Here is a 15,854-nt window from a genome sequence, read left to right as displayed (position 1 = left end):
ACCTCTACTCATTTTCAGGATTGCGGAGGTAGTATCCCACGCCCCGCCGCGTCACCAACCACTTGGGATGACTCGGATTATCTTCAACTTTTTCACGTAACCGGCGCACCGTGACATCAACGGTCCGAACATCACCAAAGTAGTCGTAGCCCCAGACCGTCTGTAGTAAATGTTCCCGCGTCATTACCTGCCCAATGTGTTGTGCCAAGTAGTGTAATAGCTCAAATTCCCGGTGCGTTAATTCAATATTGTCCCCACGTTTTGAGACCATATAGGCTTCTGGATGAATTACTAAATCGCCGATCTCAATATCAGAGTTCTCTTCAACTTCTGCTGGTTGAGCACTTGGAGTCCCTTGACGACGCAAGTTTGCTTTGACTCGTGCAACAAGTTCCCGGTTAGAAAACGGCTTCGTGACATAATCATCAGCACCGAGTTCCAAGCCCAAAACTTTATCTAATTCAGAGTCCTTGGCCGTAACCATGATAATCGGCATGTCATAGTTCTTCCGAACCTGCCGCGCAACTTCTAGGCCATCCATTTTCGGTAGCATTAAATCTAATAAGATTAAATCAGGGTGAACTTCGTCAACTTTTTGTAAGGCTTCCTCACCATCAGCCGCCACGTGAACTTCATAACCTTCTTTGGTCAAATTAAATTTCATAATATCGGAGATTGGTTTTTCATCATCAACTACTAAGATTTTTTTCATAACGATTCTTCCTCCTTAGGGGAAAACAGGTTTACATTTCAATTTTAAGGTGATACGCGATAAATTACGAGAAAAGCAGTTATTTTCTCGTGTCAGGTGGGTTGATATTAAATTCAACACTGGTTTTAGTATATCACAAATGTAGTTGGCTTTCTTTGATTGCTAATCCGCGTGGCCGTAGTATTTCCCGGGAAATCATTTGTCCGTTTTAGCAATCGCTTTCATCAACAAATCACTAAAAAAGAACACTTTTTTTGAAAAAACTTGCGAAATAGTATTGTCAGAACCTAAAATTCATGATATTATATTTTTTGTTGAGTTATGGGCAGTTAGCTCAGCTGGCAGAGCAACGGACTCTTAATCCGTGGGTCCAGGGTTCGATCCCCTGACTGCCCATCATATAACCACACTAATCAGTTTTCACGCCGTGATAATCCACCGTGAAAACTGATTTTTTTATGTTTTCAATTTAATCACTTAAAGGCGAAGCGACCAAAACTAATGGTGCTCATTTGCTTAAGAAAAGACTTCTCAAGCAAATGAGCACCATTTTTCTGTCAATATTGTCGACGCGCGCGCCAATAGGTTGCTTGTCCCACACTCTTGGTCGTCAATCTTCATAAAGTCACAAGACGGACTATCCTCCCAAAACAATATCCTGAGAAATTAGCGACATCTCTCACCCTATTCAAGATTGATCAATCAGCTTGGTCAATATGAAAATAACCTTCGGGGGCTGCACTTGGCTGTGCCTGATGCCAATGCTGACTACTACTCCCATACTTAGTTGGTTGCGGATCTGGTCCCATGGCAACAAATCGACGACCCACCGCATCCATAAAAATAACAACCCGCTGATATTCACGTGCTGGGGCAACTAATGTACAATTCTCATGCTTAATACCGTAAACATCTACAAAATCCATCCTGACCACTTGGCTTTCTTATTTGTCTGACGGACCGTCACCTAAATAAAAACCGAACCAGTCGGCAACAACGGTTCGGCATAAAATCAACTATTGAGGTTTAACATTCGTAGCTTGTGGCCCACGATCACCTTGTTCTTCATCATAGGTTACTTTTTGACCTTCGTCTAAAGTCTTGAACCCATCAGTCTGGATTGCTGAGAAATGAACAAAGACATCCGTCCCGTCTTCACCCGTAATAAAACCAAAACCCTTATCCGCATTAAACCATTTTACTGTACCATTTTTCATTAATATAATTCCTCTCAGAACTGACTGAAGTAACGACAACGTTAACCTTAGGAACGTGTCATTGATTAAAAACGTCCCACTTGCTAAGTGCTCCAAGTATAACATATTCCCGTATTTTAATCGCTAATAACGCTATGCATAACACATGACTTTCTACTATCATTCCGGCATACTGATAGGAAAAGGGAGTGCTAAATATGCAGCATACGACACGACAGGCAGCCCTAAATATGATTCAGACTGCCCCCGTTTTCACGTTGGCAACTGTTGATGCGGATGGCTATCCAACCATGGTCGCATTAAGTCCTTTACCTGTAAGACGTAGCCTTGAAACGCTGTATTTCTATACTAGTCGGCAGACATCCACAACGCAGAATATCCAAAATTGGCGTCAAGCCAGTTTATTTTATTATCAATTATCCGACTATGCTTCCATCATGCTACGCGGCACATTAACATTGGTCGGTAATAACGTCTTTGATCAAGATTGGCGTGCTGAACTAACCGAATTTCAGCAACGACTTAACTATAAGGACCCCGTCATCCTCCGTTTTCAAACGAGTTCTATCAAGATACGCCAAATGATGACAATCGACCACCTAGAGCTTGTAGATCATCCGACCAATGACCACCTAACCTAGGCTCACCATCATAATTAAATCTTCAGCAAGATCGTGGGACGAAAGGTGGTCTGCTTGCGAGCATTAACGTAAATTCGGCAATGATTCCTGGACTTGGAATCGTCACCGAATTTACGTTAAGCGGAACAAAGCCACCTTTGGGCGCACGTTTCGACAATATTGACAGAAAAATTGTGTTTGGTTGCTTGAGAAGAAGTCTTTTCTTAAGAGACTGAACACTTTTAGTTTTGTCCCAATCTTTGTCTGCCTACATGCCAATCAAATGGTCACAACGTTATCATCGACCATGCATCGATAAACAGCATTCTACATAAAACATTTCATACAGTAACGTTAATCATCGTTAGCTAGTGCAAGCATTTGCCTTTAGTTCATTCACTTTTAAAAGCAACCTACCGTTTAATCCCATAGTTAACAGGCTCCGGCAACAATATTTGCGAGCTTATCAAAAAGAGACTAGGCTATATATGTAAGTAGTATATTTGATATTTATCACTTTTATTGCAATTTTTAATGACCGAACTAAGGAGTGTGAACTAATGAAACTTATTAGATTGCGAATTGAAAATGACACGATGGCGATTGCCTATCATCCGGTATCAGGACAAGCAGCAACCGCCAACTACCTTATTGCCTATAATCCCAACCAAGCAATTAGTGAAAACCTGGAAAACATCAAGATCCGCCTAGCTGGTCTCCAGTTTGATGCTGCTATTCTTGAAAATGGATTGTCTTACCCGTTTTCCGACACCATCGTAGGGGTCAACTATGACCGAATCGACGTGGGTTTGGCTTTGACTAACCTACTCAACATCCCAGTCGTTAGCCAAGCAGCTGTTGACCAACTCGGGTTGACCGCAGCGATTAAAGCGAAAAGTGCTTATTTGAAGTGGCACCTTGATTATTATGGCCAATATCATGGTGTGCGCAACAACGGTCAAGAGGCAATGCTGACTATTGGTAATGGTTACTTGGGATTGCGCGGCGCATTTCTAGAAAGCCACGCCGACAAAGACAATTACCCTGGAACCTACGTTGCCGGTGTCTTTGATCAGGAGACGACCACACTTCACAATCACCAAGTTACTAACGAAGATTTAGTCAATTTGCCAAATGCTCAATTCATCACATTCGGTATTGATCAGCAACCGCCATTTCAGCTTAATGAACACGATCTTCAAGACGTCTATCGCAGCCTTGATTTACGAACTGGCATGTTGACGACTACCAAGCTAATTCAGTTAGCCTCTGGACACCAGTTAAGAATTCGTTCGCAAAAAGTCGCTAATATGCGTGATTGGCATCGTTACAGTATTCGTTACCAAGTCACACCACTCAACTTTACGGGTAGCTTACAAATTTATAGTGAGATCGACGGTAGTGTCATTAATGGGAACGTCAGTCGATATAATGTCTTCGATCAGCACCATTTAAACACAATGGGGATCGAAACAGCGGCCAATACCGTCTACCTTTCTGGCCAAACTAAATCTTCCCGGATCAATTACACGATTGGTGCCAAACTAACTAGTCCTGATGTTCCAGTAATCAAGAATTTCAATAGTACGCAACAGCCACAAGGTGTCCAGCAAACCGTTTCGTTGGCTGTTGAAGCTGGTAAAACTTACACATTTGATAAAGATGTGGTCATCGCGACTAGCAATGCCCACGATGATCCGCAATTAACGCATGTCCAAGCTGAGCTCAGCCAGTCCAGTTTCGACAACACGGCTAGTGTCAGCAAGGACTACTGGGAACATACCTGGCGCACCACGGATATTAAAGTTCGCGGTGATATTACGAGCCAACGATTGCTCCGTGTCAATATCTATCATAGCTTTGTTTCAGCAGCTGCTCTCGAAAGCGGTCAATTGGACGCCTCGGTGGGGGCCCGCGGGTTACATGGTGAAGCCTACCGGGGCCACGTTTTTTGGGATGAAATGTTTATTCTACCCTTCTACACAATGCACCGTCCGGAGTTAGCCAAGCAACTTTTGCTTTATCGTTACCGGCGACTACCTGCAGCTAGAAAAAACGCCCAAGCAGAAGGCTATGCCGGCGCCATGTATCCGTGGCAATCAGCTTCAAAAGGGGATGAACAGGCCCAATTTACGCACCTAAACCCAATAACCAAAACGTGGGATCCCGATAATAGTCGACTGCAACGGCACGTTTCTTTAGACATTGCTTATAATGTCTGGTTCTACTACCACGTGACGCAAGACCGTGATTTTCTCAATCAATACGGAATGGAAATGTTACTTTCAATTGCTGCCTTCTGGATCAGTAAGGCAACCTATGACCAACAGACAGGTCGCTACAACATCAGTGGCGTTATGGGACCAGATGAATTTCATGAAAATTATCCCAATAGTACTAAAGCTGGCTTGAAAAATAATGCATACACCAATATCATGGTTGCTTGGCTCTTCGACATTATTACAACCTTCAAAGCACAAATGCCACAAGCCGTGTTTCAGAAAGCGGCCCAAGCAGCCCACTTTGATGCCGATACTAGTCACAAAATGACCACTATTGGTCATAAGCTGACACTTGAAATCAATCGCCGGGGAATTATTGCCCAGTTTGAAGGTTACTTCAACTTACCGACCCTCGATTTTCAAGCTTACCGGCAGAAATACGGCGACATTTCCCGAATGGATCGCATCTTAAAGGCCGAAGATAAAACGCCAGATGCCTATCAGGTAGCCAAACAAGCCGATGCTTTGATGGCTTTTTATAATTTTGATGTTCCCACCGTCCAAGCCATTATTGAAAAAATGGGTTATCAACTTCCGAGTGAGTATTTGACGCACAACATTCAATATTATTTGGCCCGGACAACTCACGGTTCGACCCTATCACGAATTGTCTATGCAGTTTTAAACCAACTAGACGACAATGATGATGATGCCTGGAAGCTCTTTTCAGAGGCGCTAGCATCAGACTACTATGATATTCAAGGTGGCACGACCGCCGAAGGTATTCATTTAGGCGTCATGGGAGCCACACTCAATCTAGTGACCCGCAACTTTGGTGGCGTTAGTCCACTAGGGACCCATTTGCAAGTGAACCCCCAATTACCGGATCATTGGCAAACATTGAAATTCAAACAACTCTTTCGCGGTGTTCACTATGTCTTTGTGATTGACCATCACCGGGTGACCGTCACGGCAGATCAACCAAGTACTGTTCAAATTGGCAATCAACAATATCAACTGCAGGCTAAAAAGCCTCGTACTATCACTTATAACGATTAACTAGGAGGTCCTTACGATGGTTAAATTTGCAACAATCAAAGGCTTTATTTTTGACCTTGACGGCGTTATTACAGATACCGCTATTTTTCACAGTCAAGCTTGGCACCAAATTGCAGATAAAGTCGGTGTCACTTGGGATGAGCAACTCGCCGATGCGCTCAAAGGGATTAGTCGGATGGACTCGCTCAATTTGATTCTTGCCCGCGGGCACCGCGAGCATGACTTTACGGACGCACAAAAGCAAGCTTTGGCGGCGGAGAAAAATACGAACTATCTAAAGTTAGTTAATCAAATGTCACCAGCAAATATCTTACCGGGTATCAAAGCCTTCTTAGCCGAACTACGGGCAGCTGGCTACGCACTATCACTCGCTTCTGCTTCCAAGAACGCACCACTAGTACTCAGCAAGCTCAGTCTTAATGACTACTTCACAAAAACGGTTGATCCAGCTACCTTAGCCCACGGGAAGCCTGATCCTGAGATTTTTCTGCGGGGTGCTGAAATTTTAGACTTAGCACCGGCCGCATGTATTGGCGTCGAAGATGCTGCCGCCGGCGTTCAATCCATTAATGGTGCGGGTGAAACATCGATCGGCATTGGTGATCCAACCATACTCGCAGCCGCTGACATCAACTTTACGGATACGACACAGCTCACACTTGCCAACATTAAAGCTCAACTAACCGGTGTTACTAGTAATTAATTCTCATACTATGCTAGCGAGAGTGAGACAAAAAGAGACTGTTTGCAAACAACCTTTTGGCGCACGTTTCGACAATATTGATAGAAAAATTGTGCTCAGTTGCTTAAGAAAGAATCTTAAGCAACTGAGCACATTTAGTTTTGGTCTGAACTCTTATTATCTAGACAATCACCAAAGTATCAACGTCTGGTTGAGCCACCCAACGCAACAGTGACTCGGCTTTCAAGCTCCATGTGTACCAATAATTAGTTCTAAATTAAGTCATAGTGCTTCAAGCCTTGCGCAATACCGTTATGCATATTATCAGCCGTGACGTAAGCTGCGAGTTGTTTGACTCGGGGATGCCCATTCCCCATAGCAATTGGCGTCTTGACCATCTGAAACATTTCAATGTCATTCAGTTGATCACCAAAAGCATAGGTCGGAACAGTCGTTAACTGCGCCTTCGTTAAAATATCCTGAATTCCAACAGCCTTAGTCACGCCCCACTGCATGGTATCCAATGCCCGGGGATTATTACGGACAAAGTGCAAGTGGCCGCGATAACGGCGCCGATATTGAACTGCATCTAACGGATCGAATGTCAGTAAAAAGTTAACGTGTTGATGTTGATAAAATTGTGGCTTAACATTCGCTAGTTGTTTTAGCTCCTGATAATTACTAGTCGTCAATGCATCACGGTGACTCAACACAAAACCGGCGTTATTATAATAGGCCAGTGCATGGTGGTGACGATTAGCAAAGTGCGTAATATCCGTTAAAACAGCTTTATCAAGCTCATGAGCGCTCAAAAACTGGCCCTGGTAAGCAACATAACTTCCGTTAGCACTGACGATTGAATCAATGCCGGTCGCTTTCATAATATCGCGGACTTCAAACACATTACGCCCCGTTGCAATCACCGGCAAAACGTGGTTCGCCTTTAACCGTTGTATCGCTTCAATACTACTAGCCGCAACTGTCTTGTCATTTTGCATCAACGTTCCATCTAAATCAAAAAAGACAACCGCTTGGTACAACTAATTACCCCCTATAATTAGAATTTACCGTGGGACTGCTTCGTCCCGTCAGCTCCTCACACTACTTAGTGTTCATTTCTATTATAGGCGTCGTTTTCACTCACCGCAGAAATTCTGCTCACACTTGTGAGCACCAAAAAGTGGGCGAACCCATCAAGGAAGGTCGCCCACCCGTTACTCGCGCCTTCAGAAGGATCGACGGAGTATCTCTTAATACTGTATCAATAGCGGGGTGCTATTAAAAAGTACCCTTATAATATACCGCGTGCGTATCAGTGCAACCATCAAGTTCTTGTAAAATTCAGGTAAAGTTTTCAATAAGTCGCAGTTGCTCGCCACTGAAAGTCCTCCCCACCAGGCACTGTTGGATCGCTTGTGCCAACCTGAGAGGTATCCCACTTAGCTTTAAATCATGTGTCGTCACCGTTCGTGGCTCAGATGTTATATTAACAACTACTAGGATGGTCTGCGCAGCTCGCCAGTATAGATAACCAATCCCATAATCTGCCACATAGAATGGCACAAAGTTAGCCTGATTCAACCAAGCATGCCGCTGCCGCCACAGCGACCACTGAGCCACAAACTGAATCTGTGCTTGATCAGCAGTCGCCCACGGATAAAAGGCACGATTATCCGGATCCTTACCACCTAACATTATCGCTTCATCACCATAATATAAGCACGGCACACCTGGCAAGGTCAGTAACAACTGTACCGCCAGCCGTAACCGCTGTTGATTTTCTTCCAACATAGTTAAGATCCGCGGGGTATCGTGACTACCAATATTATTGAAGTTAAATTGAAAGGTTGATGCCGGGTAATTTTCCTTCAATGTCATTAGCTCGCGCCACCACTCTGCTGGCGTTAAAGTTCCATTCAAGATATGGATAATCAACCGCCGTAGCGGATAATTCATCACTGCTTGTAAGCCACCACCTTCTAAGTAATGCCGCCGCATGCCATAAGCCAGTTTGTGTGATGCATCCTCCCAGACTTCTCCAATCAAAACCTTATCAGGATAACGATCAAGCGCTCGTCGAATACCAGCAATAAAATCATCAGGAAGCTCATCCGCAACATCTAGTCGCCAACCATCCACACCGCGCTGGGTCCAATAATCAATGACCGAATCTGGTTTACCAAAGATAAAATCACGATAGGTGGGTGCTTCTTTATCCACCGTTGGTAAATCATGAATACCCCACCAGCTGTCATAATCATTGGGATAATGAATAAACGTAAACCACGGATAATATGGACTAGTAGTCGATTGAGCCGCGCCCAGCGTTTCATAGTGCCCCGCTTGATTAAAGTACTTGGAATCAACGCCGACGTGGTTAAAGACGCCATCCAGAATCAAGTGCATCCCCGCTTGATGCAGGGCAGTTACCAAGTTATCAAAATCAGCCAGGGTGCCTACGACCGGATCAATTTTCAAATAATCGCTCGTATCGTAACGATGATTACTGCTAGCTTCAAAAATCGGGGTCAAATATACAATTGTCACGCCAAGTCGTTGTAGATACGGAATTTTTGCCATAATGCCGCGCAAATTGCCACCATAAAAATCCCAACGTAAGATTGCACGCTGGGCATCGCGAACATACAATGGTCGGTCTTCCAGCTGACCGTAAATAAAACTGTTCGCTTTAGGCGCATTAACATGACCATCCGCATTTCCGTTATTAAACCGATCAACAAAGATTTGATAAGCTATCCCGTCACGGTACCATTGCGGCAGTGTCTCAATTGATTTTAAAATCGTCAATTGATACATCTGAACGTGTTCGCGCAACACGTACTGGATTCCTGGACCACCGTAGCCACCATCAACACAACCATAATATACCGTTGCGGTCATCGTTTGAATACGAAAATAATAAAAGTACAGACCGACTTGAGTGGGGACAAAGGTCACCGTATATGTCGTTGGACTAATCGGTCGCAGCGGTAGCGCCTGTTCCTCATCCCATTGACCATCATGGGCCACACACAGCTCAATCTGTTTGACTGGCGTAACAGTCTGGACTCCCACCGTGAAACGTACGGGCGTTTGCCGTGTCACCGCCCCAAAAGGGGTCTTATATGTCGGTAAAAATGAATTATACGTTACCTGCATCCGTTACCCCTCCTTTCACTAATTCAACCGGTCATGAGGCACTTGCCAAATATCGTCAGCGTAACGTGCTACTGCTAAGTCAGCGGCGAAATGCCCGGATGCAGCGATATTAGCTAACGCCCGTTGTTGCCAAGTTGGCTGGTCTTGAAAATCCTGACTGATCTGTTGCTGTTGCTTGACGTACGCCTGATAATCGGCCAGCACAAAGAACTCATCATTATAGCGAATCAATGAATCATAGATTTCACGACCAACCGTCGGAATTCCAGGGATCGTACCATTAATTAAACTATCCAGGATACGTTTCAACTCCGGATTACCATTATAAAACGCCGCGGCACGATAATTACCACGCTGATAATAATCGTAAACCTCATGCACTCTGAGCCCAAACGGATACTCGTTTTCAGCACCCGCAGCCTGCATAATATCAATATTTGCACCATCATACGTCGCCAGTGATAACGCCCCATTAGCCATTAACTTCATATTGCTAGTTCCAGAAGCTTCTTTCGAGGCCGTTGAAATCTGCTCACTAACATCAGCCGCTGGAATAATTAACTCTGCAATTGAGACACCATAATTAGGAATAAACACCACTTTTAGTCGATCCCCAATCACTGGATCTTGATTGACCATATCGGCCACCACGTTGATCAGCTTAATAATTGCCTTTGCGTAGTGGTAGCTGGGGGCGGCTTTCGCACCAAAAATATGCACGCGTGGTACTACCGGCTGATCCGGATGATCTTTAATAACGAAGTATTCCCGTAAAATTTCAAAAACATGTAATAATTGGCGCTTATAAGCATGTAGTCGCTTGATCTGGACATCATAGATGGCATCCGTACGCAACTTGATTCCCATCGTTCGCTGCACATACGCAGCCAAGGCCTGCTTATTAGTCAACTTGACTTGCGCCAATTGATGTAGAAAGTGATCGTCCTGCTGATATGGGAGTAACGTCTGCAACAAGTCTGGCTGTCGTCGCCAACTCGACCCGATCGTCTGGTCAATAAGTTGGGACAATGGCTGGTTTGCTAGTTGCACCCAGCGACGCGTGGCAATACCATTCGTTTTATTATTAAAACGTTCAGGATAAACTTGATACAAACCGCGTAATACATCTGTTTTCAATAATTCTGTGTGTAAGGGCGCGACGCCATTCACACTATGACTGCCAATCACCGCTAAGTGGGCCATTCGAACTTGCCCATTACCTAGGGGAGCCGTCAGATCTACCAGCGCCTTACCAAAAATCGGCGTTTGCTGAGCCCGATAACGTCGGTCGATTTCGACAATAATTTGATAGATTCGAGGTAACAGGCCCTGGAACATCCCAATCGGCCAGGTCTCCAGTGCTTCTTGTAAAATGGTGTGGTTCGTATAGCTCATTACCTGCGTCGTTAGCGTCCAGGCAACATCCCACGAGCAATGGTGCTCATCCATTAATAGCCGCATCATTTCAGGAATCACTAGTGTCGGATGGGTGTCATTAATATGGATGGCAATCTTTTTACCTAAGGAACGCATTCCATGATGTGTGGCACAAAAATCACGGACAATGCTTTGCACACCAGCAGATGAAAAGAAATATTCTTGGCGTAGCCGCAATTGTTGACCGGCCGAGTTAGAATCGTCTGGGTAAAGGACCTTGCTAATCTCGCTGATACGGTCCCGTTGTGCCTGTGAATAGTACGTCTGGGTAACACTAGGTGGTAATTCAGCTGACCACAAGCGTAGCGTATTCGTAATATCATTATGATAACCTACGATACCAACATCATAAGGAACTGCTAAGACGTCATCCGTATTTTCATATTGCGCCTGTAGACTACCATCAGGCTGAGGTTGTAACCAAACGTTACCCCCAAAACGCACTATACAACTCTTATTATCTCGGCGAGTCTCCCAGACATTCCCGTGGTGTAGCCAATCATCTGGTAATTCCACTTGGTACCCATCCATAAAGACTTGTTTAAATAACCCGTAGCGATACCGGATTCCATTACCATTACCCGCAATTTTCAAACTAGCCATTGCGTCCATGTAACAGGCTGCCAATCGACCTAGTCCACCGTTGCCAAGGGCTGGATCAGGCTCAGACCGACTAATCGTCTCAAAATCTAAGCCTAACTCCTTCAACCCTTTTCTGACAATCGATAACAAATTGAGATTCAACAAATTAGAAGCAAGTAAGCGTCCTGGCAAAAATTCGATTGAAAAATAATACACCTGTTTTTGATGATGCTCCCGATACAGTTTCGCTGTTCGAGTCCAACTTTGGCTGTTATACCGTCGTACCAGTTGTCCTAGTGCAATAAATTGGCCAATCGTCGTCGTATCGTCCAAAGACGTCGAATAGAGCGTCTCAATCTCACTTAAAAAATCCTTCTTAAACTGTGCCGTTGTTAATTTCAAACTCACACCCCCACCAAACCTAACGCGCTAACTGTTGATAAATCATTCGATACTGTTGTGCCGAGTGCTCCCATCCAAAATCACAAGTCATCGCTTGATGTTGTAATTGCCGCCAAATACGTGGTTGGTGTCTGTACAGTGTCACCGCGAGTGTCATTATTTTACGGAGTACTTCTGGTCGATAATCATCAAAACTAAACCCAGTCCCTTGGCCGGTAAACTGGTTATACGGTATGACCGTATCCCGTAACCCGCCGACTGCATGAACGATTGGCAGTGTCCCGTAATGCATTGCCATCATCTGAGATAGCCCGCACGGTTCAAAGGCAGACGGCATTAAGAACAAGTCACTCCCCGCATAAATTTGTTGTGCCAGTTGCGTATCAAATTGAATCGCCGCGACAACTTTGCTAGGATAAGCGGCTTGATACGTCTGAAAAGCGGCTTCCAAGGCTGGCTCACCCGTCCCCAATACAACTAATTGAACATCCTGTCGTTTCAGAAAAGGATCTAGTGCACTTAACAATAGATCCATCCCTTTTTGCCTAGTCAGCCGTGATACGACCGAAAACACGGGCACATTCTTAACCGGTAACCCGAGTCGGCGCTGCAACGCGTGTTTATCTTGACGCTTCGGTTTCAGATCTTTGACGGTGTAATTGACTGCTAAGGCTGGATCAATTGCTGGATTATATAGCTGTGTGTCAATGCCGTTCAGAATACCACTCAATTTGTGTTGATTTGCGCGTAAGACACCATCTAAGTGCTCTCCAAAAGCCGGTGTTTGAATCTCTTTAGCATAAGTCGGTGAAACAGTGTTGACGGCATCTGCAAAATTAAGGCCACCTTTTAACCAATTCACCCGATCATAAAAAGCTACGCCCGCCTCCGTATACGTTTCAGTGCCAATACGAAATAAAGAGTCAAGGATGACTGGATCATAGATGCCTTGAAACTGAATATTATGAATAGTCAGTAACGTTTTAATGTCGCGATAAGCTTCAATCCAATAATACTTTTCAGCTAACAACACCGGGATAAAGGCCGTATGCCAGTCATTCAGCTGTAAAACATCTGGAATATAATTCAAGCGTTCCATCATTTCACAAATGGCCATCTGAAAAAAGGCGAAGCGTTCACCGTCATCCCAATAACCGTATAACCCATCCCGGCCAAAATAATCCAAGTTATCAACCAAGTAATACTGAATATGTCCGACCGTTACTGTCTTAATCCCACAGTACATTGAACGGGGCCCCACTTGGACGGTGAAATGAGTCAGCGTTGTTAATTGTTGCTGATACTCGGCGGGCATACGCCGCGAATAGTAAGGAATAACCACCCGCACGTCAACACCTTCTGCTTGCAGTGCGCGGGGTAAAGCCATACTGACATCCCCTAACCCCCCTGTTTTATAAAAAGGGGCTGCTTCCGCCGCTGCAAATAAGACCTTAGTCATGTACGGCCACCTCCGCTTGTTGAAAGACACGCTGACCCTTACCAATCACTAATGGTGCTGTTAGTGTCCCCTTAAGTACCAAGTTCGGTCCAATGACTGCATCCTTATCAATGATGACATTTTCCAACTTACACCCCGCCCCGATGCGTGCACCTTGCATAATAATCGCATTTTTGATCTGACTATCACGATTAATCAAGACATCTCGGAAAATCACGGAATGCTCAAGTTGTCCTTCAATGTAACCACCAGTCCCACACAAACTATCCCGACATTGTGAACCAGTCGCAAAGAAGGTAGGAATTTCATTCTTGACCTTGGTATAAATACGACGCGAACTGTAGAATAGCGCCCGAAAGTTAGCTTCGTCCAAAATAGCCATATTAGCGGCAAAGTAACTTTGAATATCGTGAATATTAGCCTGAAAACCAGTATATTCAAATGCATTCGCATTATGTTGAATAACCGCCTGGCGCATGAGCTCTTCTAACCTAATCATATCGCCACGCTGATTAGCTGACTGTAACAATTCAATTAAGTCAATCGTACTCATCAGATAGATTGCCATACTCTTAGCAACTTGCTTAGTTTGCGAACCAATTTTAGCCTTACTAAGTGGTACGACCGCGGTTGCATCGCCTTTAGCCGTTAGTTGTAAAATCGTATTTTCAGGCGTTAAAGTGGCCGGGTCGACTCGCTTATACACCGCGGTGACCGGACTGTTACGTTCTTCGTGATAACGGAGTAACGCTTTCAAATCAATGTTACCAACGTTACGCGTACTCATCACCACTGAATACTCACTTTGACTACACTTTAAAAACTGAATCGAATCATCATAATAATGATGCAAGAGTGCGGCCTTCTTTTCGGGTGCTACTAGCTGCAAATCATTATAAGGTGATAGGAACAAGCCGCCCCGAATAGTGTTTAAGCTCCAATCACGACCACTGCGCAAATGATCCGCAACCGACCGTCCTGAACGAGGCACCGTGACCATTACATTTTGAATTCCCGCATTGATCACACTAGATAATTGGAAGTCCACTAGTCGATACCGACCGCCGAATGGCAACATACCTACTGGCCGAATCGCAGTTAACGGCTGTAATGCTTCACTTGGTTCTAGTAAATTGATAATCGCACTAACGCGTTCACGCTTCATGGTTGCTCCACTCCCATCGTTTCGTGATAACCGACCACTGCAATCTTATCGGCCGTTCCAATAATCTGAGCATCATCACCAATCACGGCGTCCTCACCAATCAGTGCGTGATCGATCACGACATTCTTACCAACCGTGGCTCCCGGCATAATCATACTATCGATCACGCGGCTCCCCATTCCGACTGACACTCGTTGCGATAAGATTGAATGATCAATTTCACCCGCAACGTAACAACTATCCACCACCATCGCATTATTGACCTGACTCGTTTCCGTTAAGAACATCGGTGGCAACACTTCTGCCTTTGAATAGATTCGCCAATAGCGATCACCAATATTTAGTCGATTATGGGGCGACAAAAACTCCATATTCGCCTGCCATAAACTCTTGATTGTTCCCACATCTCGCCAATAGCCTTTAAACGCATAGGCGTAGACGGATTCATTGTTCGCTAGATAAGATGGAATAACATTCTTGCCAAAATCTTCAAGTGACTTATCGGTAGCATAGCTCTTAACTAAGTACGCACGCAGGGTCGGCCAATTAAAAATATAGATACCCATTGAGGCTTTATCACTCTTCGGGTGCGCCGGCTTTTCTTCAAATTCAATGATTCGATCGGTGGCGTCAGTATTCATCATGCCAAACCGCTTCGCTTCTTCATTAGTCACGTGAATCACACCCACGGTCAACGAGGCTTTCTTCTCCTGATGGTATTTCAGCATCGCATCATAGTCCATCTTATAGATATGATCTCCCGACAGGACTAGCAGATACTTGGGATCCTGTTGATCGATATATTCAATATTCTGATAGATGGCGTGCGCAGTTCCTTGAAAAAATTTTTCACCCTCACTAGATGAATAGGGTTGTAACACCGTGACGCCACCATTCAAACTATCAAATCCCCAGCTGGCACCACTGCCAATATGTGCATTGAGTTCCAGTGGCTGATATTGGGTAATCACGCCAACAGTGTTAATCCCTGAATTGGCACAATTACTGAGTGTAAAATCAATAATTCGGTAACGACCGCCAAACGGTACAGCGGGTTTGGCCGTATCCTTGGTTAGTTTACCTAAACGGGTTCCCTGACCACCCGCTAAAATAATGCCTAACATGTCATCTTGCATCC

12 protein-coding genes and 1 tRNA gene are annotated in these 15,854 nt (G+C 44.6%); 4 read left to right on the top strand and 9 right to left on the bottom strand.

The genetic code is table 11. The annotated features are described in order from the left end of the window. Positions 1–4 precede the first annotated feature (4 nt). Entirely contained in the window at positions 5–712 is a 708-nt protein-coding gene (gene yycF, locus LP667_RS00150; protein WP_021730357.1) for a response regulator YycF, read from the bottom strand. 323 nt (positions 713–1,035) lie between these two features. Between yycF and LP667_RS00145 the strand changes: the two genes are divergently transcribed. Beyond that, positions 1,036–1,108 (top strand) — tRNA-Lys (locus LP667_RS00145). Positions 1,109–1,410: 302 nt separating this feature from the next. On the opposite strand, the gene LP667_RS00140 is transcribed toward LP667_RS00145, so the two are convergent. Together LP667_RS00140 and LP667_RS00135 are read right to left on the bottom strand one after the other, a co-directional pair. Continuing rightward, on the bottom strand, positions 1,411–1,638 hold the full coding sequence (locus LP667_RS00140) for a hypothetical protein (protein WP_021730356.1): 228 nt from the start codon (positions 1,636–1,638) through the stop codon (positions 1,411–1,413). Positions 1,639–1,728: 90 nt separating this feature from the next. Then, entirely contained in the window at positions 1,729–1,929 is a 201-nt protein-coding gene (locus LP667_RS00135; protein ID WP_021730355.1) for a cold-shock protein, read from the bottom strand. A 197-nt stretch (positions 1,930–2,126) separates the two neighbouring features. Here LP667_RS00135 and LP667_RS00130 point away from each other — a divergent pair, with 197 nt between their 5' ends. From LP667_RS00130 to pgmB, 3 genes are all read left to right on the top strand, one after another. Next, positions 2,127–2,570 carry a pyridoxamine 5'-phosphate oxidase family protein gene (locus tag LP667_RS00130; protein ID WP_033609247.1) on the top strand — a complete coding sequence of 148 codons (444 nt, stop codon included), beginning with the start codon at positions 2,127–2,129 and terminating at the stop codon, positions 2,568–2,570. Positions 2,571–3,109: 539 nt separating this feature from the next. Then, complete coding sequence (locus tag LP667_RS00125; RefSeq protein ID WP_021730353.1) at positions 3,110–5,830, top strand: glycoside hydrolase family 65 protein; 2,721 nt, start codon at positions 3,110–3,112, stop codon at positions 5,828–5,830. Between the two features lie 16 nt (positions 5,831–5,846). Next, on the top strand, positions 5,847–6,533 hold the full coding sequence (gene pgmB, locus LP667_RS00120) for a beta-phosphoglucomutase (RefSeq protein WP_021730352.1): 687 nt from the start codon (positions 5,847–5,849) through the stop codon (positions 6,531–6,533). Positions 6,534–6,784: 251 nt separating this feature from the next. Here pgmB and LP667_RS00115 read toward each other — a convergent pair whose 3' ends face one another. The 6 genes from LP667_RS00115 to LP667_RS00090 form a co-directional block, all read right to left on the bottom strand. Then, positions 6,785–7,552, bottom strand: a complete 768-nt coding sequence (locus tag LP667_RS00115) for a Cof-type HAD-IIB family hydrolase (RefSeq protein WP_021730351.1) — start codon at positions 7,550–7,552, stop codon at positions 6,785–6,787. Between the two features lie 301 nt (positions 7,553–7,853). Next, complete coding sequence (locus LP667_RS00110; RefSeq protein WP_021730350.1) at positions 7,854–9,671, bottom strand: glycoside hydrolase family 13 protein; 1,818 nt, start codon at positions 9,669–9,671, stop codon at positions 7,854–7,856. An 18-nt stretch (positions 9,672–9,689) separates the two neighbouring features. Then, positions 9,690–12,092, bottom strand: coding sequence for a glycogen/starch/alpha-glucan phosphorylase (locus tag LP667_RS00105; RefSeq protein WP_021730349.1), 2,403 nt, complete (start codon positions 12,090–12,092; stop codon positions 9,690–9,692). Positions 12,093–12,111: 19 nt separating this feature from the next. Continuing rightward, entirely contained in the window at positions 12,112–13,551 is a 1,440-nt protein-coding gene (gene glgA, locus LP667_RS00100) for a glycogen synthase GlgA (RefSeq protein WP_056988456.1), read from the bottom strand. Next, complete coding sequence (gene glgD, locus LP667_RS00095; protein ID WP_021730347.1) at positions 13,544–14,716, bottom strand: glucose-1-phosphate adenylyltransferase subunit GlgD; 1,173 nt, start codon at positions 14,714–14,716, stop codon at positions 13,544–13,546. Before glgD ends, glgA begins: the two co-directional genes overlap by 8 nt. Next, the gene (locus tag LP667_RS00090; RefSeq protein ID WP_021730346.1) at positions 14,713–15,852 is read right to left on the bottom strand and encodes a glucose-1-phosphate adenylyltransferase; all 1,140 of its coding nucleotides are present in this window, start codon (positions 15,850–15,852) and stop codon (positions 14,713–14,715) included. Before LP667_RS00090 ends, glgD begins: the two co-directional genes overlap by 4 nt. Positions 15,853–15,854 lie beyond the last annotated feature (2 nt).

Source organism: Lactiplantibacillus paraplantarum (assembly GCF_003641145.1).
In the GTDB taxonomy this organism is placed as follows: domain Bacteria; phylum Bacillota; class Bacilli; order Lactobacillales; family Lactobacillaceae; genus Lactiplantibacillus; species Lactiplantibacillus paraplantarum.
This window is presented reverse-complemented; position numbering and strand designations above follow the sequence as displayed.

Bases quoted from the DNA above. Each gene is read 5' to 3' on its own strand.
- yycF (WP_021730357.1), bottom strand. From the start codon at position 712: ATGAAAAAAATCTTAGTAGTTGATGATGAAAAACCAATCTCCGATATT.
- LP667_RS00140 (WP_021730356.1), bottom strand. From the start codon at position 1,638: ATGGATTTTGTAGATGTTTACGGTATTAAGCATGAGAATTGTACATTA.
- LP667_RS00135 (WP_021730355.1), bottom strand. From the start codon at position 1,929: ATGAAAAATGGTACAGTAAAATGGTTTAATGCGGATAAGGGTTTTGGT.
- LP667_RS00130 (WP_033609247.1), top strand. From the start codon at position 2,127: ATGCAGCATACGACACGACAGGCAGCCCTAAATATGATTCAGACTGCC.
- LP667_RS00125 (WP_021730353.1), top strand. From the start codon at position 3,110: ATGAAACTTATTAGATTGCGAATTGAAAATGACACGATGGCGATTGCC.
- pgmB (WP_021730352.1), top strand. From the start codon at position 5,847: ATGGTTAAATTTGCAACAATCAAAGGCTTTATTTTTGACCTTGACGGC.
- LP667_RS00110 (WP_021730350.1), bottom strand. From the start codon at position 9,671: ATGCAGGTAACGTATAATTCATTTTTACCGACATATAAGACCCCTTTT.
- glgA (WP_056988456.1), bottom strand. From the start codon at position 13,551: ATGACTAAGGTCTTATTTGCAGCGGCGGAAGCAGCCCCTTTTTATAAA.
- glgD (WP_021730347.1), bottom strand. From the start codon at position 14,716: ATGAAGCGTGAACGCGTTAGTGCGATTATCAATTTACTAGAACCAAGT.
- LP667_RS00090 (WP_021730346.1), bottom strand. From the start codon at position 15,852: ATGCAAGATGACATGTTAGGCATTATTTTAGCGGGTGGTCAGGGAACC.